This window comes from Stenotrophomonas maltophilia (assembly GCF_001274595.1).
Taxonomy (GTDB): Bacteria; Pseudomonadota; Gammaproteobacteria; order Xanthomonadales; family Xanthomonadaceae; genus Stenotrophomonas; species Stenotrophomonas forensis.
Map to the genome: position 1 here is coordinate 4,487,800 of NZ_CP011010.1, position 20,127 is coordinate 4,507,926.

Genomic DNA, 20,127 nt, shown 5'->3' on the forward strand with positions numbered 1-20,127 from the left:
CGCCGGGCAATGCCCGGCGTTGCTGTGACCGCATGGAAGGGGCAGAACTCAGTACTTGGCGTCGAACGCGAAGATCGGCTTGCGCTGCTTCCACGCGCCGGCAGTGAAGTCCGGGAACTCCAGCGTCTGGAAACTGTTGGCGATCGACTGCTCGCTCAACGGCGTGATCGCACTCCAGGTCACCGCGTCGTAGATGTCGATCGGCATCGGCGCCTTGGCCTTCAGCGCTTCCACGAAGGCATGGATGACGAACCAGTCCATGCCACCGTGGCCGGCGCTGGCGGCGGTGTCCGCGTTCTGCTTCCACAGCGGATGCTCGTACTCGTCCTGGTACTTCTTGAACTCTTCCCACTGGTGCGGCGGGCTGCGGCCTTCGATGTGGATCGAATGGTTGACATCCATCCACAGGCCCTTGGTGCCCTGCACGCGGAAGCCCATCGAGTACGGGCGCGGCAGCGAGGTGTCGTGCTGCAGCAGGATGGTTTCGCCGTTCTCGCAGGCCAGCGTGGTGGTCACGATGTCGCCCAGCTTGAACTTGACCCTGGTGCTGGGATGGGTGGTGCCGCCACTCTTGGCCACGGTGTATTCGTGCAGGCCGCGCGCCTTGGTCGCGAACGCATTGATGTGGGTGAAGCGGTTGCCGCGGTTGATGCCGGTGTACATCGCGCACGGGCCGATGCCGTGGCTGGGATACAGCTCACCGTTGCGCTCCACCGAATGCTCGGTGCGCCAGCGCGCTTCGCTCCAGCCCTTGGGGCCGAACTCCACGCCGCTGTCGTACGGCTGGTTCGGATCGCCGGAGTTGAACTTCACGCCGCGCAGGTCGTGCTGGTAGCCGGCCTGCAGATGCACCAGCTCGCCGAACAGGCCCTGGCGCACCATCTGCAGTGCGGCCATCACGTCACGGCGGTAGCAGACGTTCTCCAGCAGCATGTACGGGGTGCCGGTGCTCAGCTGGGTCTTCAGCACGTCCCAGTGGTCCTGCAGGGTGATGCCGGCCACCACTTCGCAGCCCACGGCCACGCCGGCCTGCATCGCGGCAATCGCCATCGGTGCGTGGTATTCCCACGGCGTGGCGATGATCACGCCATCGATGCCCTTCTGTTCCAGCAGGCGCTTCCAGGCGTTGGTGTCACGGTCCTGGCCATAGGTCTTGGGCGCCGGCTTGCCGGCCTTGCTGACCATGTCCACGGCGCGGCCGAGCATGATCGGCTCGATGTCGCACAGCGCGACCACTTCGACATCGTCGCGGCGCACCAGTTCCTTCAGCAGCACCAGGCCACGCATGCCGGTACCGATCATGGCCAGGCGCACCTTGCGCCCGCGTGCCCATGCCGGGGTCTGCGGCAGCAGGCTGCTGGCGGCGACAGCGGCGCTGGCCGCGATGAATTCCCTACGCTTCATGGCAAACATCTCTCCTCTAGGCAGCGTGCCGGCCGCAGCCGGCACGCCAGGTCACGCAAACGGAATTACTTGAACCGGTAGCCGATGGTCACACTGTAACCACGACCGAAGATGGTCGCGTAGTCACTGGAGTCACCCAGGAAGCTGTTCGGGTCGTAGAACGGCAGGCGGTTGAACAGGTTCTTGACGGTGAAGCTCAGGTTCCAGGCATCATCCGGGCGCCAGGTGACGCTCATGTTGGCGGTCCACCACGACGGTGCACCGTCACACTTGCTCTTCTGCAGTGCCAGGTAACCGCCGGTGCAGGTTTCCTTGTTGTTGCTCACTTCATCGACCTGGTCGGTGGCCCACTTGGTGCCGCCCACATAGTTGACGAACATGCTGGTGGTGACCTGCTTGTAGGTCCAGTCGGCATTGAGCGTGGCACGCAGGCGCGGGTTGTTGTAGTAACCCACCACATCGCCGTAGTACCAGCCGTTCTCCGCGTCCATGTAGAAGCGGTTGCGGTTGGCGATGGTGGCGGCCAGGCCGATGTTCAGGTTGCCCCAGTCACCCAGCGAGAAGCGGCTGCGCGCATCGATGTCGAAGCCGTCGATCAGGGTCTTGCCACGGTTCTTGTACTGGCCGACCACGCTGGCCACGTTGCCCGCCGAGTAGCCCGGCAGGTTCGCCGGGCAGCTCACGCCGCTGGCCGGATCGGCGCACATCGCCGCCAGCTGCGCCAGGTTGGCCCGGTCGCTGTCGGTGATCGGCGAGCGCGACATCGAGATGATGTCTTCCATGCGGCGGTAGTCCGGCGCAACGATCTCGTTGTTGCGGTAGATGAACCAGTAGTCGGCCGACACCGACAGCCAGCTCGCCGGCTCGTAGACGAAGCCAAGGGTGGCGATCTTCGCCTTCTCCGGCTTCAGGTCCTTGTTCGGCTGGGTCATGCGCGCCACGGTACGGTTGCAATCGACGTTCAGCAGGGTCTTGCCGAGGTCGACATCGCCCGGCCGCTGCGACTTCAGCAGCAGGTTGGCGATGGCGTTGGTCTCGTTGCAGCGCAGCTCGTCGCGGAAGCCGCCCAGCTGTGCGAACACGCCGCCGTTGCCGGACTCGGCCAGGCTCGGTGCGCGGAAGCCGGTGGAGTAGGTACCGCGCAGCATCAGCTGGTCGAAGGCCTGGTACTTGAAGCCGATCTTCGGTGCGATGTTGGCACTGAAGTTCGGGTACTTGTCCACGCGCACCGCCGCATCCAGCTCCAGCTTGTCGGTGATCGGCGCCACGGTCTCGGCGAACAGCGCATAGGTATTGCGCTTGCCGTCGAACCACGAGCCGCCCTGCTGGGTGATCAGGCCGTTGGCCGCATCGGCGTTGCCCGGGGTGTAGAAGGTTTCGCGGCTGGCGTTGAAGCCGAACGCTGCACGCATCTCGCCGGCCGGCAGCTGGAACAGCGGTCCTTCGATCTTGCCGTCCAGGGTATGCAGGCGCGTCCACGACTGGATGTCGAAGGTCGGGAAGGCTTCACGGATCAGCGCGGCGTTGGCTTCGCTGATCTCGCCGAACTTGTAGGCCGGATGATCGGAAATGATCACGCGGCCGGTGCCCGGATCGATCGTGTACGGGCCGAAGGCCTTCTCGAAGCCCTTGGTGTTGACGTTGATGGTCTGGTAGGTGGTGGAGTGGGTACCGGCGCTGGCGAACGCGGTCTCCCAGTTCCAGTCGCCCACGTTGCCGCGCGCGCCGGCCAGCACACGGTAGCTCTTGTCGGTGTTGCGCTGGCCGAAGTAGTTGGCGCCGGCATCCTGCAGCAGGTACTGCAGGCCGACCACGCCGCCCATCATCGCCTTCATTTCCGGGCTGGCGTGGTTGTACTCGTTGTTCGGGCCCAGGAACGGATACAGGAACTGATTGACGTTGTTGCCGGTATTGCGCGAGAACCAGCTGGTCGGGTTGCCGGTGGTGGTGCCGTAGGTGCGCGGGGTGCCACCGTTGGCGCGCAGGTCGATGTCGGTGTAGGTCGCCTCGGCGAAGATCTCGGTGCTGTCGCCCACCAGGAAGGTGCCGTTGAGGTAGGCGGTGTTGCGCTCGGACTTGGCGCCGGCATCGATCTCGTTGTTCATCCAGGTTTCCCAGACGCAACGCGGGCCGGCCGCTTCACTGGTCAGCACGTTCTTGCAGCCCGGTGCCGCCTCCTGCACGCGGCGGCCGGTGACCGGATCAAACGCGAAGTAGCTGCCCGGGTTGAACTCGCCCGGCTTGCTGCCCACGCCCAGGCGCAGGTTGTTGAGGTAGTTCGGGTTGTTGACGTAGTACTGGTCGGGCCGCTTGTCGTAGAAGTCGCTCAGTGGAATCGCGTCGCGGCGGTACATGTTCACCGCGCCGTAGATGTTGAAGCGGTTCTCGGCCAGGTCGCCGAAGCCGGCGGTGATGCTGGCCTGGCGTTCGCCGTAGGAGTCGATGCGCGAGGAGGTGTCGTTGGTGAAGCTGACTTCGGCACCCTGGAAGTTGCGCTTGGTGATCACGTTGATCACGCCGGCCACCGCGTCGGTGCCGTACACCGCCGAGGCGCCGTCGGTCAGCACTTCCATGCGCTCGATGGCCGCGGCCGGAATCGCATCGATGTTGACGAATTGGGTCTGGAAGCCGGCCGGTGCACCGTAGTACGAAAGGCGACGACCGTTCAGCAGCACCAGCGTGCCCTGTGCACCCAGCCCGCGCAGGTTGGCCTGCGAAGCACCGTCGGAACCGGTGAACAGCGAACGCGCGTCCTGCTGTGCCGGGCGAGCCGCCGGCAGGTTGTCCAGCACCTGCAGCAGCGTGCGCGCACCCATGTTCTGGATGTCCTGCTTGCTGATCACCTGCACCGGCGAGGCGGTTTCAACGTCGGTGCGGCGGATGTTGGAGCCGGTCACCTCGATGCGGGCCAGGTCGGTGGCCTTGTCCTTGCTCTCTTGTGCAACGGCAGGAACGGCGACCGAGAGCAGCACGCCGGCAATGGCCAGCGTCAGCGGAGCGATCGAGCGACAGGGGGGGCGGTGGTGGCGTGCGGGCAACATCGGGGTTCTCTCCTGGCAGGGGTGCGGCGCGAATGGTGGATCGGCGGGCAAAACGCTCCCGGGCCACGGCCAGCAGGGCCGTAGTCGGTATGGGCGGGGGGAGGAGCGGTGTTACGAGGGGGTCATGGGGCGACGATGCTGGCGGAGTCGCCCTCCTGGCCGATCAGCACGGCGTTGGCCCAGTTGGCACAGACCTGGGCGGGTTGGCTGCCCTGCGCACCCAGCGTGCGCAGGCTCAGGGTGGAAAGGCCACGGATGTCCAGCTCCGGCTTGACCACGCCGGGCGCCTTCACCAGGCCGCTGTCGTACAGCAGGCGGTTGTCGCCCCAGACCTGGAACTGCAGGCCACCGGCAGTGCGGCACGCGTCGTCGATGCCGAGGTCGGCGCGCAGCAGGCGCCAGCCGCCCTGCAGGCGCAGGTCGATGCGGCTGTTGGCGGCCACGCCCAGGCCACGGCGGAACTGCAGGCCGTTCATGCGCATGCCGGCATCGCCACGGAACGACTGGTCGGCGCGCACCTGGCTGGCCAGCGCGGCCGGCACCGGCAGCTCGGAGAGATAGCGCTGCCGGGCCGGTCGCTCCGGTTCCTGGTGCTCAAGGATGTGGAAGGTGGACAGCGCGATCGGGCCGACGTCGCGCGGCTGCAGCGCATCGAAGGCGCGGGCACTGCCCTGCGCTGCGGTGACCATCGGGTCGGTGCTGCTGGCGCCGTCGCCCTCCGGGTTCTGCACGCTCAGCACGCGGAACCGCAGCAGGCGGCCGGCATGCGCCGGGAAGTCGATGCGCTGCACGCCTTCCTTCAGCTGCAGGCGGCCACGGGCAATCGGCTCGCCCCACTCGCCATTGCTGTCGCCCAGGTACACCTCGTAATCGCGCACCTGGCCGTGCTTCCAGTTCTTGTCGTTGCGCGGGGCGATGTCGATGCCATCGATCATCCTGCGCTCGCCAAAGCCGATCACCCACTCGTGTGCCCCGGTGCGCACCGCCTGGTTGCGCACGCTGCGGAACCAGGTGCCGGGATCGTCGTCGAAGGCGTTTTCCAGCGCATGGCCGGGCTCTTCGGCCGGGCGGTTGACCACCAGCAGGCTGTCGGCCGGCAGTTCGCGGCCGAGCACGGGCGCGGCGGGGTAGGCATCATCGGCCACGGCAGCGGCCACCGCAAAGTCCAGCTGCAACTGCAGCGGCTGGCGGATGTCCTGCGCGGCGGTACGCACATGCAGGGTGCCGCGGCGCTCCTGGGCATCGAAGTACCAGCCTTCGGCCGCAGTGTTGAAGGCGGCGGCGTCAGCCAATGCAGGCAGCGCGCGGCCGCCGGCCTGCACCGCACGCGGCGCCTGCCGACTGAGTACGCGCAGGCCATAGCGACGCTGCGCCAGCTGGCCGTTGTACTGGCCCTGCACCGCATCGATCTGCACCTGCACCGGGCCACTACCCTGCGCCGGTGCCTGCACGCGGATCACCTGCGTGCTCGACTCGCCTTGCTGGTAACGGCGGGTGTTGCCATCGTCTTCGTACAGCGTGTACTGCGAATCACCCTGCGGGTACAGGTCGAACGTCACCTCATCCAGCGGCTTTTCACCGTCGAACAGCATCGACGGGTACATCGGCAGGATCGCACCGGCACGTACGAATACCGGCAGCGTGGCCAGGTCGACCTGGCGATCCAGCTGGCGTCCCTCGGCAGCGGCCTGCACGCGACGGCCATCCCAGTAGTCGATCCAGCCGCCGGCCGGCAGGTGGATGTCGCGGCGCCAGCCACGGCTGGCCGCCTGGCTGCGATACACCGGCGCCACCAGCAGGTCGCGGCCGAGCAGGAACTGGTACTTGTAGGTTTCATCCTGCGCGTGCGGATCGCGCGGGTTGTCCCACATCAGGCCACGCACCGGCGGCGCGCCGGTCTGCGCGGCCTCGTGCACCAGCCCGTACATGTACGGGGTCAGGCGCATCTTCAACTTCAGGTAATCGCGGTTGATGCTGCGGTAGGGCTCGTCGTACCACCACGGGTGCTTGCGCGCGTTCGACGACCAGCCGCTCATGCCCATCAGCACCGGGGTGAACGCCTTCCACTGCAGATCACGGGTGAAGGTTTCGGCGCTGCCGCCGAAAATCGCGTCGACGTCACCGCTGGCGTAGGCCATGCCGGACAGGCCCGAACCGACCAGGGTCGGCACGTGCCAGCGGATGTAGTCCCAACTGCTGCTCTGGTCGCCGGTCCAGGCCACTGCGTAGCGCTGGATGCCGGCCCAGCCCATCACCGTCCACAGGAACGGGCGCGAATCGGAATTGTCGAGGATGCCGTTGAACGCCTGGCGGTTGGCGTCCATCGCGAACTGGTAGCCCTTGCCGGTCCAGGCCACGTCCAGCTTCTGCACGCGGCTGCCGGCCTTGCCCACTTCCCAGGCGATCTTGTCGACGCCGTTCTCGGTCCACAGGCCGGTGCGGAAGCCGTAGCCGGCCAGGCCCTTCACCGTTTCCGGCAACTGCTTGTAACCGCAGCCATACCCATCGTTGGGCAGGATCCAGCCACCGGGCATGTCGTGCGCGCGGTACTGCTTGGCCACGCTGTCGATCACGTCGGGGGTGGTGCCGGTCGGGCCGTCGCTCCAGCCCTCGGGCACGGTACCCGGCTTCTTCGCATTGTCGCCGTCGTTGTAGCAATCGGCATCGCCATAGGACAGCGCCCAGCGCGCGACCATGTTCGGGCGGCCGGTCAGCTGGGTGTAGCGTTCGATCAGCTTCGGCAGGTCGGCGCCGACGAAGTAGTACGCATCAAACCGATCTTCGCGATGCAGCAGCGTGGCCTGGTCGGGCTGGCGCAGGTCGTAGCTGCCATCGCTCCAGGTGTTGCGCAGCATGCCCCAGCCGCGGCTGCTGAGCAGCATGGGTGCCGGGCTCGGGCGGTCGCCCTCTTCCCAGCCACCGGAATAGGACACCTCCAGCTCGCGGCCCTTGAACTGGTAACGGCCGTTCTGCTGGCCACCACCGAAGTAGCCTTCGTCAGCCTGCGAGGACAGCACCTGCACGCTCTGCGTGGCATCCAGGTCCAGCGGCTGCAGTTCCTGCCACAGCGCGGTGGGCTGGCCGTTGTCCAGGCGCTCCAGGCGCAGGCGCAACGGCTGCCGCTGCACATGCAGCACCAGCGCATCGGTACGCACGCGGATTTCCTGCGCGTCTTCTTCCAGCTGCGCCTTTACGTTCGCCTGCGGTTGCGGCAGTACGATCGGCGCGGCCTTGTCGCCCGCGCCGGTCAGCGTGCCATTGCGGCCGGCCTGCACGCGGATGATGTCGGTCGCCGGCAGTTCGATGCGGATGCGCGCGCCCTTGTCGGTCTGCAGGTCCCAGCCCTGCACGCCGTCGCGGCTGTCGCTGGCGGCCACCGAACGCAGGTTGCCGACCGGCTCTGCCCGGGCCGGCAGGGACGCCAGCATCAGCGCCGGCAACAGGGCCAGCATCAGCGGCGAGCGACGAACGCAGTTTTCCACGCGGACTCCCAACCCGTTCACCGGGCGTTTCGAAAGCGGTTGGGCCGACTCTAGGGCAGCGATTCGAAAGATGTCAACAAATTGAAAGGAAAAAGGAAGATATATTCCTTTGAAACGAAAGTTGCTGCGTCGCAATACTTTGTGTAAGCGCTTGCAGGCGCCTGTTAATCATTGTGCGATACGGCATCCAGCCTCTTCTTTCGTTTTCCCGCACGTCCAGCTCAAGGCAAACACGGCATCACATTTTCTTTCTTTTTGCTTTCGGTATTTGACATTTCGAAAGAAAACACAGATGGTGCGCTGGCCCAACTGGAACCTCCGAATGGACGTCACCCTGCTTTCCGATGTGTCCGCCTGGCAGCGCCTGGGCGGAGCCGATACCGCTACCGAAATCGCCCAGCAGCCTGCGCTGTGGGAAGCCCTTGCGCAGGATCTGTCGCGTGCCCGCGACCGCCTGCAGGCCTTCCTCGGCGACAGCCTCAACGATCCCCACCAGCGCGTGCTGTTCACCGGCGCCGGCAGCTCCGGCTTCATCGCCGAGATGGTGGCCGACGCGATCAACGCGCAGTGGCCGGCCGACGTGCGCGTGGTGCATACCACCAGCCTGCTGACCCACCCGGCGCTGTACCTGCAGCGCGACCGCCCGACCCTGCTGGTCTCGTTCGGCCGCAGTGGCTCCAGCCCGGAAAGCGTGGCGGCAGTGGACCGCGTGCGCGGCGACGTGGATGACGCACGCTTCCTCGACATCACCTGCAACGCCGATGGCGAGCTGGCCCGCCGCGGTGCCGGCCGTGCCGATACCTGCACCCTGCTGATGCCGTCGGCCAGCTGCGACCGCGCCTTCGCCATGACCAGCAGCCTGACCTGCATGCTGCTGGCCGCGCTGACCGTATTCGACCGCTCGCCGTGGGACGCGCGCATCGCGCGCCTGAAGCAGATCGCCGCGCTGGCCCGCGAAGGCCAGGCGCAGTGGGATGCGCCGGTCGCCGCGCTGGCGCAGCGCCCGTTCAACCGCATCATCTATCTCGGCAGCGGCCCGCTGGAAGCGCTGGCCCGCGAGTGCGCGCTGAAGGTGCTGGAGCTGACCGCCGGCCGCGTGCTGGCGCTGGCCAATACGCCACTGGGTTTCCGCCACGGCCCGAAGTCGACGCTGGACGGCAACACGCTGGTGGTGGTGCTGCGCAGCGTGCAGCCGCTGGCGCGCCGCTACGAGCAGGACCTGCTGGAAGAACTGCGCCGCGACGGCGTGGCCGGCCAGGTGCTGGCGATCGGCCCGCATTCGGATATCGGTGCCGAAGACGAATACACCCTCACCGTGCCGGCACTGGATGACCCGTGGCTGGCGCCGGTGTGGCTGGGCTTTGCGCAGCTGTTCGCGCTGCAACGCTCGGCCGCGTTGGGCCTGACCCCGGACAATCCGTTCCCGGACGGCACCGTCAACCGCGTCGTCAAGGGCGTCACCATCCACCATGGCTGAGCTGATCGCCCACGCCGGCTACGGCATCGACATCGGCGGCACCAAGATCGAGCTGGTGGCGTGCGATGCGGCGATGCAGGTCACCTGGCGCCGTCGCGTCAGCACGCCGCAGGGCGACTATGAAGGCTTCCTGCAGGCCATGCTGGGGCTGGTGGCCGATGCGGATGCTGCACTGGGCCGCAACGACGCCGCCATCGGCATCGCGCTGCCCGGCGTGCGTGATCGCCGCACGGGTCGCCAGCTCAGCGCGAACGTGCCGGCACTGACCGGCCACAGCGTGGCGTCGGATCTGCAGGCCCGCCTGCAGCGCCCGCTGCACTTCGGCAACGACCTGCAGTGCTTCGCCCTGTCGGAAGCACATGGCGGTGCCGCCGACGGCTACCCCAGCATGTTTGGCGCCATCCTCGGCACCGGTGCAGGCGGTGGTTTCTGCCTGCACGGCCGCCTGCTGTCCGGCTTCAACGGCCTGGCCGGCGAATGGGGCCACTGGAGCGTGCCCGGCCACCTGCTGCAGCGCCACGGCCTGCCGCTGATCGACTGCGCCTGCGGCCTGCAGGGCTGCGTCGAGCGTTACGTCTCCGGCAGTGGACTGGCGATGATCGAACGCCATCTGGGCGGCAGTGCCGCCGACGCCAGCGCGGTGATCGCACTCGCCGAAGCCGGCGATACCCGCGCGCGCAAGGCGCTGGACATCCACCGCGACCTGCTCGGCCACAGCCTGGCCGCACTGGTGCTGGCACTCGACCCGCACGTGATCGTGCTGGGCGGTGGCCTCTCGCAGTACGCGCCGCTGTACCAGCAGCTGCCAGCGGCCATCGCCGCCCATCTGTTCAACGGCGTGCAGGTACCGCCGATCGTGCCGCCCCGCTTCGGCGATGCCGGCGGCGCACGTGGTGCTGCCCTGCTCGCCTGCCACCCCTCGTTTTCCTGATGTCCGGAGCCTGACCATGTCCCCGTTGCAGACCCTGCTTGCCTCCCACCGCGCCGGTGCCAACGTCGGCCTGTACAGCGTCTGCTGCAGCAACGAGCAGGTGCTGCGCGCCGCCATGCACGTGGCGCTGGCGCACGGCACCGTGCTGCTGGTCGAGGCCACCTCCAACCAGGTCGACCAGTTCGGCGGCTACACCGGCATGACCCCGCCGCAGTACCGCGATTACGTCGGCACCCTGGCCGATGAGGAAGGCTTCCCGCGCGAGCGGCTGATCCTGGGCGGCGACCACCTCGGCCCGAATGCCTGGCAGAAGCGCCCGGCCGCCGAAGCGATGACCCACGCCCGCGTGCTGATCGAGGCCTACGTCGCCGCCGGCTTCCACAAGATCCATCTGGACTGCAGCATGTCCTGTGCCGACGACCCGGTGCCGTTGCCCGATGCCATCGTCGCCGCGCGCTCGGCCGAGCTGGCCGGGATCGCCGAGCGCACCGCCGCCGAGCATGGCCTGCCACCGCCGGTCTACGTGATCGGTACCGAAGTGCCGATTCCCGGAGGCGAAGCCTCGCTGGCCGAAGGCCTGCAGGTGACCACGCCCGCGGCCGCCGCGCAGACCCTGGCCATCCACCAGCAGGCATTCGATACGCCGCAGCTGCGCGATGCCTGGCAGCGCGTGATCGCGATGGTGGTGCAGCCGGGCGTGGACTTCGACCACAGCAGCGTGCACGAGTACGATGCCGCCGCCGCTGGCACGCTGGCCGATTTCCTCGAACAGCAGCCGCGCATCGTGTTCGAAGCGCACTCCACCGACTACCAGCGCGAAAGCGGCCTGCACACGCTGGTGCGCGACCACTTCGCCATCCTCAAGGTCGGCCCGGCCGCCACCTTCGCCTACCGTGAAGCGCTGTTCGCGCTGGCTGCGATCGAAGCGGAACTGCTGCCGGCCGCGCAATGCTCGCGCCTGCCGCAGGTGCTGGACGAGGTGATGGTGGCGCAGCCGAAGTACTGGCAGTCCTACTACCAGGGCGATGACGCCGCACTGCGCCTGCTGCGCAGCTACTCCTTCAGCGACCGCTGCCGCTACTACTGGGGCGAGCCGGCACTGGTGCAGGCGGTGCAGACCCTGTTCGCCAACCTGGAACAGCACGCACCGCCACTGGTGCTGCTCAGCCAGTACCTGCCGGAGCAGTACCGTGCCGTGCGCGAAGGCACTCTGGCCAACACCCCCACCGCACTGGTGCAGCACCGCATCGGCCTGTGCCTGGGCGAGTATGCCCGCGCCTGCAGTGCCAACCAGGCTGGCCCCCGCAAGCAGAACGAAAGTTCGGCTGCCTCCGTTCTTGCGAACGGCTAATCTCTACCTTTCCTGACGACACCGAGAGATGGCCATGCGCAACACCCGCTCCCGCCGGCAACAGATCCTGCAGCTGCTGATCGAGCATGGCTCGGTGCAGGTGGCCGATCTGGTCGAGCGCTTCGGCGTGTCGGCGGTGACCATCCGGGCCGACCTGACCCATTTCGAGTCGCAGGGCCTGGCCAACCGCACCCACGGCGGCGCCACCCTGGTGCGCACGCCGCCGCAGGAACAGGACATCCACGAGAAGGATGCGCTGAACCTGCCGCTGAAGGAGTCCATTGGCGCCTGCGCCGCACGCCTGGTGCGCCCCGGTGACAACATCATCATCGATTCCGGTTCGACCACGATGACCCTGGCCCGCCACCTGCGCACACAGCGCGACGTGACGGTGATGACCAACGGCCTGAACATCGCCTGGGAACTGGCCAATGCACCCGGCATCAACGTGCTGCTGACCGGCGGCCTGCTGCGCCAGCAGTCGCTGTCGCTGCAGGGCAGCCAGGCCGAAGCCAGCCTCAACTCGTACAGCTTCGACACCCTGTTCCTGGGCGTGGATGGCCTGGACCTGCAGTTCGGCCTGACCACCCACGACGAAGCCGAAGCCCGCCTCAACCACCGCATGGTCGAGCGCGCGCGCCGCATCGTGGTGCTGACCGACGCCTCCAAGTTCGGCCGCGTCAGCCTGCACCGCATCGCATTGCTGGATCAGATCCACACCATCATCACCGACGCCGGCATCGACGACGCCTCCCGCGAGGGACTGCAACGGCTGGGCATCGAAGTGATCATCGCCGAGCCCACCGCATGACCGACACCCGCTCCCTGCAGGGCCGCATCCTCACCCCATTGGGTTGGCGGCGCGGCCATGTCCACTTCGATTCGCACGTGCGCCAGCTGCAGGTGGACGACCACAGCGGCGCTGACGATCTGCAGCTGCCGGTGATCCTGCCCGGCTTCATCGACCTGCATGTGCATGGCGCAGCCGGCGTGGACCTGATGCAGGGCGGCGACGTGGCGCGCACCATTGCCCGCACCCATCTGCGCTTTGGTACCACCACGCTGCTGGCCACCACCATGACCGCTGGCCTGGACGAAATCGAGCAGGCGCTGCAGGGCGTGGCCGCTGCGATGGCGGCACCAGATGCAGAGGCCGCGAGCATTGTCGGCGTGCATCTGGAGGGCCCCTTCATCAGCCCGCAACGGCTGGGCGCGCAGCCCAACCGCACGATCGAAGCGACGCTGGCCCTGGTGCAGCAGCTGCACGCACTCGCCCCGATCCGGGTGATGACGCTGGCGCCGGAGATCGGCGAGCACACCGCGTTGATTCCCGCGCTTGCAGCGATGGGCATCCGTGTGCAGCTCGGCCACAGCGCCGGTACCTACGAGGAAGGCGTGGCCGCGCTACAGGCCGGTGCCTCCGGTTTCACCCACCTGTTCAACGGCATGACCGGCGTCGATCACTATCGCCCGGGCATTGCCGCGGCGGCGCTGGCGCATGCGCAGTACGCCGAGATCATTCCCGACCTGCAGCACATCCACCCCGGCGTGATCCGGCTGGCCGCGCGCGCGATCCCGCGCCTGTACGCAGTGACCGACGCCACTGCCGCCACCGGCATGCCCGATGGCGAATACGCCCTGGGCGAGCAACGCGTGCACAAGTGCGGCGGCTGCGTGCGACTGGCGACCGGTTCGCTGGCCGGCAGCGCGCTGACCATGGACCAGGCGTTGCGCAACCTGGTGCGGGTCGGGCTGGACCTGGCTGACGCCTCGCAACGCGTTTCCACCTTCCCTGCCGACTACCTTGGCCTGGGCGATCGCGGCCGCATCGCGCCCGACGCCCGCGCCGACCTGGTGGTGCTGGACGCCGAACTGCGCCTGCAGCAGGTGGTGGTCGGCGGGCACGTGGTTGATTTCAACGCTGCAAACGCCTGACGTGCCGCCCGTCCTGACGCCTGGAACACCTGACGTACCACCGCTCCTTGACGCCGGAAATGCCTGACGCACCGCCTTTGTAGAGTCGAGCTTGCTCGACTGCTCTGCCGCGCCCTGCGCGGTCAGTCGAGCAAGCTCGACTCTACGAAAGCAATCCGCACCGAAACGCCTCCTGGGAATATGCCGATGACTGCACCCACCGCCCCGCGCTGGCCCGTACGCTACCTGCTCTTCATCGGCGGCCTCGGCGGCCTGCTGTACGGCATCGACATCGGCATCATCGCTGGTGCCCTGCCCTATCTTGAAGCGACCGCCAGCCACGCCTGGCAGCTCAGCAGCCAGCAGCTCGGCTTCGTCGTGGCGGCGGTGCTGCTGGGCAGCGTGCTGTCCTCGCTGTTCGCCGGCATGGTCGCCGACCTGGTCGGCCGCCGCGGCGCGATGCTGCTGGCCGGCCTGCTGTTCACCGCGTCGATTCCGATCATGGCGCTGGCCTCGGGCTACACGCCGTTGCTGCTAGGCCGACTGCTGCAGGGCATCAGTGGCGGCCTGATCGGTGTGGTGATTCCGCTGTACCTGGCCGAAGTGCTCAGCCCCGAACGACGCGGGCGCGGTGCGGCCATGTTCCAGCTGCTGCTGACCATCGGCCTGGTACTGGCGGCGCTGATCGGCCTGTACCACGCACATGCAGTCGACGCCGCCGCTGAAGCCGTGCGCTCACTGCCGGTCGCGCAACAGGCGCAGGAACTGTTCACGGTGAAGGACCACGCCTGGCGCACCATCTTCTGGACCTGCCTGGCGCCGGGCCTGCTGTTCTGCGCCGGCATCTTCTGGCTGTCCGAGTCGCCGCGCTGGCTGGTGCGCCGCGGTCGCATCGATGATGCGCGCCGCAGCCTGCAGCGCGTACTGCCCGCTTCGGAGGTGGAGCCGACGCTTGCACAGATCCAGGCGCCGGAATCGAGCAGCCGCGACGGCAAGCGCGACCCGCTGCTCAGCCGCCGCTACGTGGTGCCGTTCCTGCTCGCCTGCGTGGTGCTGGCCTGCACCCAGGCCACCGGCATCAATTCGGTGCTGGCGTACGCGGTGAACATCCTCAACCAGGCCGGCCTGTCCGGCTCGGTGGCCAACAGCGCCGACGTGGCAATCAAGCTGCTCAATGCGGTGATGACCGTGGTCGCGCTGCTGCTGGTCGATCGCAAGGGCCGCAAGTTCCTGCTGATGCTCGGCAGCGGCGGTATCTGCGTGGCCCTGCTGGCCGCCGCGACCCTGTTCTTCCAGGCCGAGCGTGGCCGCGCAGACGTGCAATCGCAGCTGCAGGCCGCCGTCAGCGGCGATGGCCTGCAGCTGGTGCTGGATGAAACGCAGTGGCAGCGCCTGGGCGGAGGCATCGACAGCGAAGGCCGGCCACTGCAGCTGACCGTGTCGTACGCCTACGGCGATTTCACCAATGTGCGCGCCCTGCGCAGCGACAACCTGACCGATCGCGAGCTGCGCATCGAGCGTGCCGGCACCGTGCAGGCGGACAGCGTGATCGGCGCGTTCTTCCGCACGCTCCACCTGAACCCGTTCGCCGACCCGGCCAAGGCCGCGCAGGCACCGTTGCGCATCGAGCAGGCCCGCATCGGCCCGGTGCCGCCGCCGGCACACGGCTGGGCGGTGGCCGCCTGCATCCTGGTATTCGTCGCGTTCTTCGCGGTCGGCCCCGGCGTCTGCGTGTGGCTGGCGCTGTCCGAACTGATGCCCAACCGCATCCGTTCCAACGGCATGAGCATCGCGCTGCTGATCAACCAGTTCGTGTCCACCACCATCGCCGCGATCTTCCTGCCCACGGTGGGCCACTCCGGCTACGCCAGCATGTTCGTGTTCTGGGCGGCGTGCACCTTCGTGTTCTTCTTGGTGGCCGCGCTATGGCTGCCCGAGACCAAGGGCAAGTCGCTGGAAGAGATCGAAGCACGGTTTGCCGGCAAGCGGGGCTGATCGCGGCGTCGCGATTGCACAGCCCGTCTTCCGGAATCCTGTCGTGAACAGCCCGATTCGGGGCCAACAAGCGTGATGCATCCCGCAGGAATGGCGTAGCTCGCGGCAGCCGGCGGTGTCCTGCCCCAACAGTTCTCCCACTACAAAGGGAGATTCTGCATGGGCATGGATGCCGCTGGTGTCGCACTGGTCCGGGCAATCACGCTCGACGCCCGGCAACCACGCCTGCTGCACCTGCAGGGGCTGCATGAAACGTGGGTCGTCGAACGCTTCGAAGGCACCGAATCGGTCTGCGGCGACAACCGCCTGCAGATCGACTGCCTGGCCACCGACGCCTTCCTGGAACTGGAATCCTGGCTGGAGCAGCCGCTGACCCTGCAGCTGCACCAGGCCGACGGCTCGCTGCGGCAGTGGCATGGCCTGTGCACCGAGGCCGCGCAGCTGGGCAGCGATGGCGGCCTGGCCCGCTACCGCCTGATCCTTGAACCCTGGACGGCGCTGCTGCGGCTGCGCCGCAACGCGGTGATCTTCCAGGACCAGGACACCCGCGCCATCTGCGAGCAGATCTTCACCGACTACCCGCAGGCGGTGTTCCGCTTCGACGTGCAGGCCGAACTGCCGGTCCGTGCGATCACCACCCAGTACCGCGAGACCGACTGGGCCTTCGTCACCCGCCTGCTGGCCGAAGCCGGCCTGGCCTGGCGCATCGAGCAGGCACAGGGCGATGAGGCCGCACACACGCTGGTGGTGTTCGAGCCGGGGGCCGAGCTGCCTGACCGCGGCACGTTGCGCTTCCACCGCGCCGACATGGCCGAGGCCCGCGATGGCATCACCGCCTTCGCCGAGCGCCAGCAGCTGGTGCCCAACGCCAGCACCGTGGCCAGCTGGCACAGCGAGCAGGTCGGTGCCGTGGCCGCGCAGTCCAGTGCCGACGCCGGCAGCCTGCCGGCGCTGGAGGTCTATGTGCAGCCGCGCGCCGGCCGTTTCGCGCAGTCCGGCTGGGCCGATGCCGAAGCGCAGGCGCGGCTGGATGCGCTGCGCGTCGGCCAGGTGCTCTACAGCGGCAGCGGCAGCGAGCGCCAGCTGGCCGCCGGCAGCACCTTCAGCCTGGCCCAGCATCCGCAGCACGAAGGCCAGGCCTTCCAGCTGCTGGCGGTGCAGCACGTGGCCCTGAACAACCTGGACCAGGGCATTGCCGACCTGCTGGGCAGCCCGGCACTGGAGCGCGGTGCCTACCGCAACAGCTTCATCGCCACCGGCAGTGGCGTGCCGCTGCGTGCCCTGCCGCAGGACCGCCCCACCCTGCACGGCCCGCAGACCGCGCGCGTGGTCGGCATCGCCAACGCGGCGGTGACCCCCAACCGCGAGCACCAGGTGCGCATCCAGTTTGGCTGGCAACGCGGCAGTACGCCCAACCCCGGTGGCCTGACCGACACCGGCAGTGCCCAGCCCGGCCATGCCCCCGGCGACCACACCAGCGGCAGCTGGGTGGCCGTGGCCGAATGGGTGGCCGGCCCCAACTGGGGCACCAGCTTCCTGCCCCGCGTGGGCAGCGAGGTGCTGGTGGAATTCCTGCACGGCGACATCGACCAGCCGCGCATCACCGGCCAGCTGTACAACGGCGAGGTCGCCCCGCCCTTCGGTGGTGGCATCGACGAGAACGCGCGCCATCCCGGCGTGCTCAGTGGCCTGCATACCCAGGCCCACGACGGCAGCGGCACCCAGCAGTGGCTGATGGATGACACCCCCGGCCAGCTGCGCACCCGCCTGCACAGCTCGCTGGCCGACAGCCGGCTGGAACTGGGCTACCTGATCGCCCATCAGGACACCGCCCGCGGCGCGCTGCGCGGCGAAGGTTTCGAGCTGGCCACGCAGGGCTGGGGCAACGTGCATGCCAGCGAAGGCCTGCTGCTGTCGGCCAGCCTGCAGGAGCGCGCCGCATCCACGGTGATGGACAACGCCAGCGTGGTGGCGCAGCTCAAAGGCGCCGAACGCAGCCTGGAACAGATGCAGCAGACCCTGGCCGAGCAGCAGGTGCCGGGCCTGGCCGAGTACCAGCGCACCCAGCAGCTGCGCGAGCAGATCGACCCGAAGGCACAGGGCCGCTATACCGGCGACGTGAACGGGCAGAGCGCGATGAAGCCCGGCAGCGACGGCCGCAGCCCTGGCGAGCAGCCGGTGGAACGGCTGGGCACGCCGCTGCTGGTGGCCGAAGCGCCGCACCACGTGGCCTGGACCACCGCGGCCAGCGCCGTGGCCTATGCCGGGCAGAACCTGCAGATGACCGTGCAGCAGGACCTGCACGTCAGCGCCGGCGAGACCCTCGCCACCGTGTCCGGCGAGCACGTCTCGCTGTTCGCGCAGAGCGGCCCGCTGCGGGTGATCGCCGCACAGGGGCCGGTCAGCCTGCAGGCCAACGATGGCGAGCTGGAACTGCTGAGCGAGCAGGCGCTGACCATCACCGCCACCGACGAGCGCATCGACGTGCTGGCGCAGACCAAGGTGGTGCTGCAGGCCGGCAGCAGTGCGATCACGCTGGAGGGCGGCAACATCACCTTCAGCTGCCCCGGCGAGTTCAAGGTCAAGGCCGGCGAGCATCCGTTCATGGGCGGGGAGCACGCTGTCCCGTTCATCCCTCCGCTTCCTGGAGGGCTTCAGCGCATTCCCGACTGGATCGCGTTGGACTACCGCGATGTGGAAACACAACAGGCCATGGCAGGCACTCCTTACGAAATCCACTTCAGGAACGGCTCGGTCATCAAGGGAAAGCTGGATGTTGCCGGCAAGGCCCACCATGAGCCCATCCCGAAGCAGGAGGTAGAGAAGGTCGTCTATGAACCCCGCAGCGCTGATACGGAAGACAACTGGCCCGACCTCGAACTGATCGCCAACCCTCAACAGGGTGCGGGCCGTGGGTGATTCGCGCACCGATCTCCCCAATCAGGCAGCCCCCGTCACCCTGCAGCAGCTTCGCGAAGCGCTCGCCTTCATCAGCGAGCAGTACAGGAGTGCTGTCGACGGCGGCAAGAACGTCTTCGCATGGCTGTGGGAGTCGATCCAGGGGGACTTCAACCAGGAGCGCAGCACCGGGCAGGTCGTATTCGACACCGCCATTTCAATGATCCCCGGCGTGGACCAGGTCTGCGACGTCCGAGACATCATTGCCAACTGCAAGCAGATCAACGACGACAAGAGCAATTCCTGGGCCTGGATCGCGCTGGTCCTGACCCTGATCGGCCTGATCCCCACGCTGGGCTCGCTGCTGAAGGGTGTATTGAAGATCTTCTTCCTCTTCATCCGCCGCTTCGGCTTGAACCATCTTGTGCGCGCTGTGGATGAGGCCATGAGCTGGGTCATCACGCTCCTGCGCCGACGTGAGGTCGCCCAATACTGGAAAGCACTGCGCTGGGACCGCGTGTTCCATGAGCTGGCCAAGCAGACCCGCATCGTGCGTGCACGGGTGACCCAGGCACAGCTGTTGAAAGCCTTCGATCGCGCCGTGCTGCTGATGCGTAGCCTGCTGGGCAAGGTGGCCGACATCCCGATGGTGGGGCGCCGTGCCCAGGAGACCATCGACCTCGTCGTTGGCATCCGGAAGATCGCAGACAACTACATCGGAAAAGTACTGGCGCCCGTACAGCGCATCCTTGACACGATCATCAAGCGCCTTGAATTCGAAGACATGGTGCAGCGACGCGGCATCGTCAACGCCGGCAATTTCCATTTCACCGGAACGCTGCCCGAGGCACATGCCGTCACGTTGATGCGGCGGGTTGATCCGCCGCCTTCGTGGCTTGGTAAAGGAGAGCCAACCAAGAATATGCCGCTCGATCCGTCCGACTATCGTGCACGTGTCGACAAGATGGCGGACAAGGGCTTCCCGAAATTGACCGATGACCAGATCAAGAGTTTTGCCAAAGGCATGTGCGCCGATACGATCAAGGGACCTGCAAAGCTGTATCGCGTGGTCTCACCAGCGAACTTCAGTGCCGGTGCGGACTGGGTTACCGAAGAAGTCTTCAATACGATCATGAAGTCAGCCGACCCGAGGGCCACCTGGCGAAAGCACCTGGCCGTCTGGCCAGACTGGAACCCCAATGGACAGTTCGTCGTCTATGAGCTCAAGGCAGGAGAAGAACTGAAGGTGTGGCGCGGCCCGGCATCTGCGCAAATCAAGAAAGAGCTGAAGGATCACCACCTTGAAGGCGGCTACGAGCAGATCAAATTCGATGCGGCCTTTGAATATGACGCTTCCGGCATGCCGGGGAAGAGGACGTTGGCCGATAGTTCGGAGTACTACGCGGTCAATGAAACCACCGGCGCCATGACCAAGAGCAGCATGACCTATGACAAGTGGAAGCTGCTGCCTCCGCACGAGCAGGTAAAGTACGTAGGCCTCCGGACGGAGATCAACAATCCGCGCATTCTCGGCCCTCTTGACACAGGCTGGGGCACAACTGATTTTGGCACCCAGATGAACGATGTGAAGCTAGGGCTGCCAAACATCTCCGGCCAGAAACTCAATCGCTGAA

11 protein-coding genes are annotated in these 20,127 nt (G+C 67.2%); 8 read left to right on the forward strand and 3 right to left on the reverse strand.

All coding sequences use genetic code 11. The features are described from left to right. Positions 1-48: 48 nt before the first annotated feature. The 3 genes from VN11_RS20425 to VN11_RS20435 form a co-directional block, all read right to left on the reverse strand. On the reverse strand, positions 49-1,404 hold the full coding sequence (locus tag VN11_RS20425) for a Gfo/Idh/MocA family protein (RefSeq protein ID WP_053451395.1): 1,356 nt from the start codon (positions 1,402-1,404) through the stop codon (positions 49-51). A 65-nt stretch (positions 1,405-1,469) separates the two neighbouring features. Beyond that, entirely contained in the window at positions 1,470-4,445 is a 2,976-nt protein-coding gene (locus VN11_RS20430) for a TonB-dependent receptor (protein ID WP_053451062.1), read from the reverse strand. 122 nt (positions 4,446-4,567) lie between these two features. Then, positions 4,568-7,927, reverse strand: coding sequence for a TIM-barrel domain-containing protein (locus VN11_RS20435; protein WP_053451063.1), 3,360 nt, complete (start codon positions 7,925-7,927; stop codon positions 4,568-4,570). Positions 7,928-8,249: 322 nt separating this feature from the next. On the opposite strand from VN11_RS20435, the gene VN11_RS20440 reads away from it, so the two are divergent. From VN11_RS20440 to VN11_RS20475, 8 genes are all read left to right on the forward strand, one after another. Further along, positions 8,250-9,404, forward strand: coding sequence for an SIS domain-containing protein (locus VN11_RS20440; RefSeq protein ID WP_053451064.1), 1,155 nt, complete (start codon positions 8,250-8,252; stop codon positions 9,402-9,404). Continuing rightward, positions 9,397-10,335, forward strand: coding sequence for an ROK family protein (locus tag VN11_RS20445; RefSeq protein ID WP_053451065.1), 939 nt, complete (start codon positions 9,397-9,399; stop codon positions 10,333-10,335). Before VN11_RS20440 ends, VN11_RS20445 begins: the two co-directional genes overlap by 8 nt. Positions 10,336-10,351: 16 nt before the next feature. Continuing rightward, entirely contained in the window at positions 10,352-11,686 is a 1,335-nt protein-coding gene (locus VN11_RS20450) for a D-tagatose-bisphosphate aldolase, class II, non-catalytic subunit (protein ID WP_053451066.1), read from the forward strand. A gap of 34 nt (positions 11,687-11,720) precedes the next feature. Next, positions 11,721-12,497: a DeoR family transcriptional regulator gene (locus VN11_RS20455; protein ID WP_049458368.1), complete on the forward strand. Its 777-nt coding sequence runs from the start codon at positions 11,721-11,723 to the stop codon at positions 12,495-12,497. Further along, positions 12,494-13,621: an N-acetylglucosamine-6-phosphate deacetylase gene (nagA, locus tag VN11_RS20460; protein ID WP_053451067.1), complete on the forward strand. Its 1,128-nt coding sequence runs from the start codon at positions 12,494-12,496 to the stop codon at positions 13,619-13,621. Before VN11_RS20455 ends, nagA begins: the two co-directional genes overlap by 4 nt. 186 nt (positions 13,622-13,807) lie before the next feature. Beyond that, positions 13,808-15,595, forward strand: a complete 1,788-nt coding sequence (locus tag VN11_RS20465) for an MFS transporter (protein WP_053451068.1) — start codon at positions 13,808-13,810, stop codon at positions 15,593-15,595. A gap of 165 nt (positions 15,596-15,760) precedes the next feature. After that, positions 15,761-18,514 (forward strand): type VI secretion system Vgr family protein, encoded by a 2,754-nt coding sequence (locus VN11_RS20470; protein WP_428992463.1) that lies wholly within the window; start codon positions 15,761-15,763, stop codon positions 18,512-18,514. After that, complete coding sequence (locus VN11_RS20475) at positions 18,507-20,126, forward strand: hypothetical protein (RefSeq protein ID WP_053451069.1); 1,620 nt, start codon at positions 18,507-18,509, stop codon at positions 20,124-20,126. The genes VN11_RS20470 and VN11_RS20475 overlap by 8 nt, the downstream gene beginning before the upstream one ends. Position 20,127: the final 1 nt, after the last annotated feature.

Bases quoted from the DNA above. Each gene is read 5' to 3' on its own strand.
- VN11_RS20425 (WP_053451395.1), bottom strand. From the start codon at position 1,404: ATGAAGCGTAGGGAATTCATCGCGGCCAGCGCCGCTGTCGCCGCCAGC.
- VN11_RS20430 (WP_053451062.1), bottom strand. From the start codon at position 4,445: ATGTTGCCCGCACGCCACCACCGCCCCCCCTGTCGCTCGATCGCTCCG.
- VN11_RS20440 (WP_053451064.1), top strand. From the start codon at position 8,250: ATGGACGTCACCCTGCTTTCCGATGTGTCCGCCTGGCAGCGCCTGGGC.
- VN11_RS20445 (WP_053451065.1), top strand. From the start codon at position 9,397: ATGGCTGAGCTGATCGCCCACGCCGGCTACGGCATCGACATCGGCGGC.
- VN11_RS20450 (WP_053451066.1), top strand. From the start codon at position 10,352: ATGTCCCCGTTGCAGACCCTGCTTGCCTCCCACCGCGCCGGTGCCAAC.
- VN11_RS20455 (WP_049458368.1), top strand. From the start codon at position 11,721: ATGCGCAACACCCGCTCCCGCCGGCAACAGATCCTGCAGCTGCTGATC.
- nagA (WP_053451067.1), top strand. From the start codon at position 12,494: ATGACCGACACCCGCTCCCTGCAGGGCCGCATCCTCACCCCATTGGGT.
- VN11_RS20465 (WP_053451068.1), top strand. From the start codon at position 13,808: ATGACTGCACCCACCGCCCCGCGCTGGCCCGTACGCTACCTGCTCTTC.
- VN11_RS20470 (WP_428992463.1), top strand. From the start codon at position 15,761: ATGGATGCCGCTGGTGTCGCACTGGTCCGGGCAATCACGCTCGACGCC.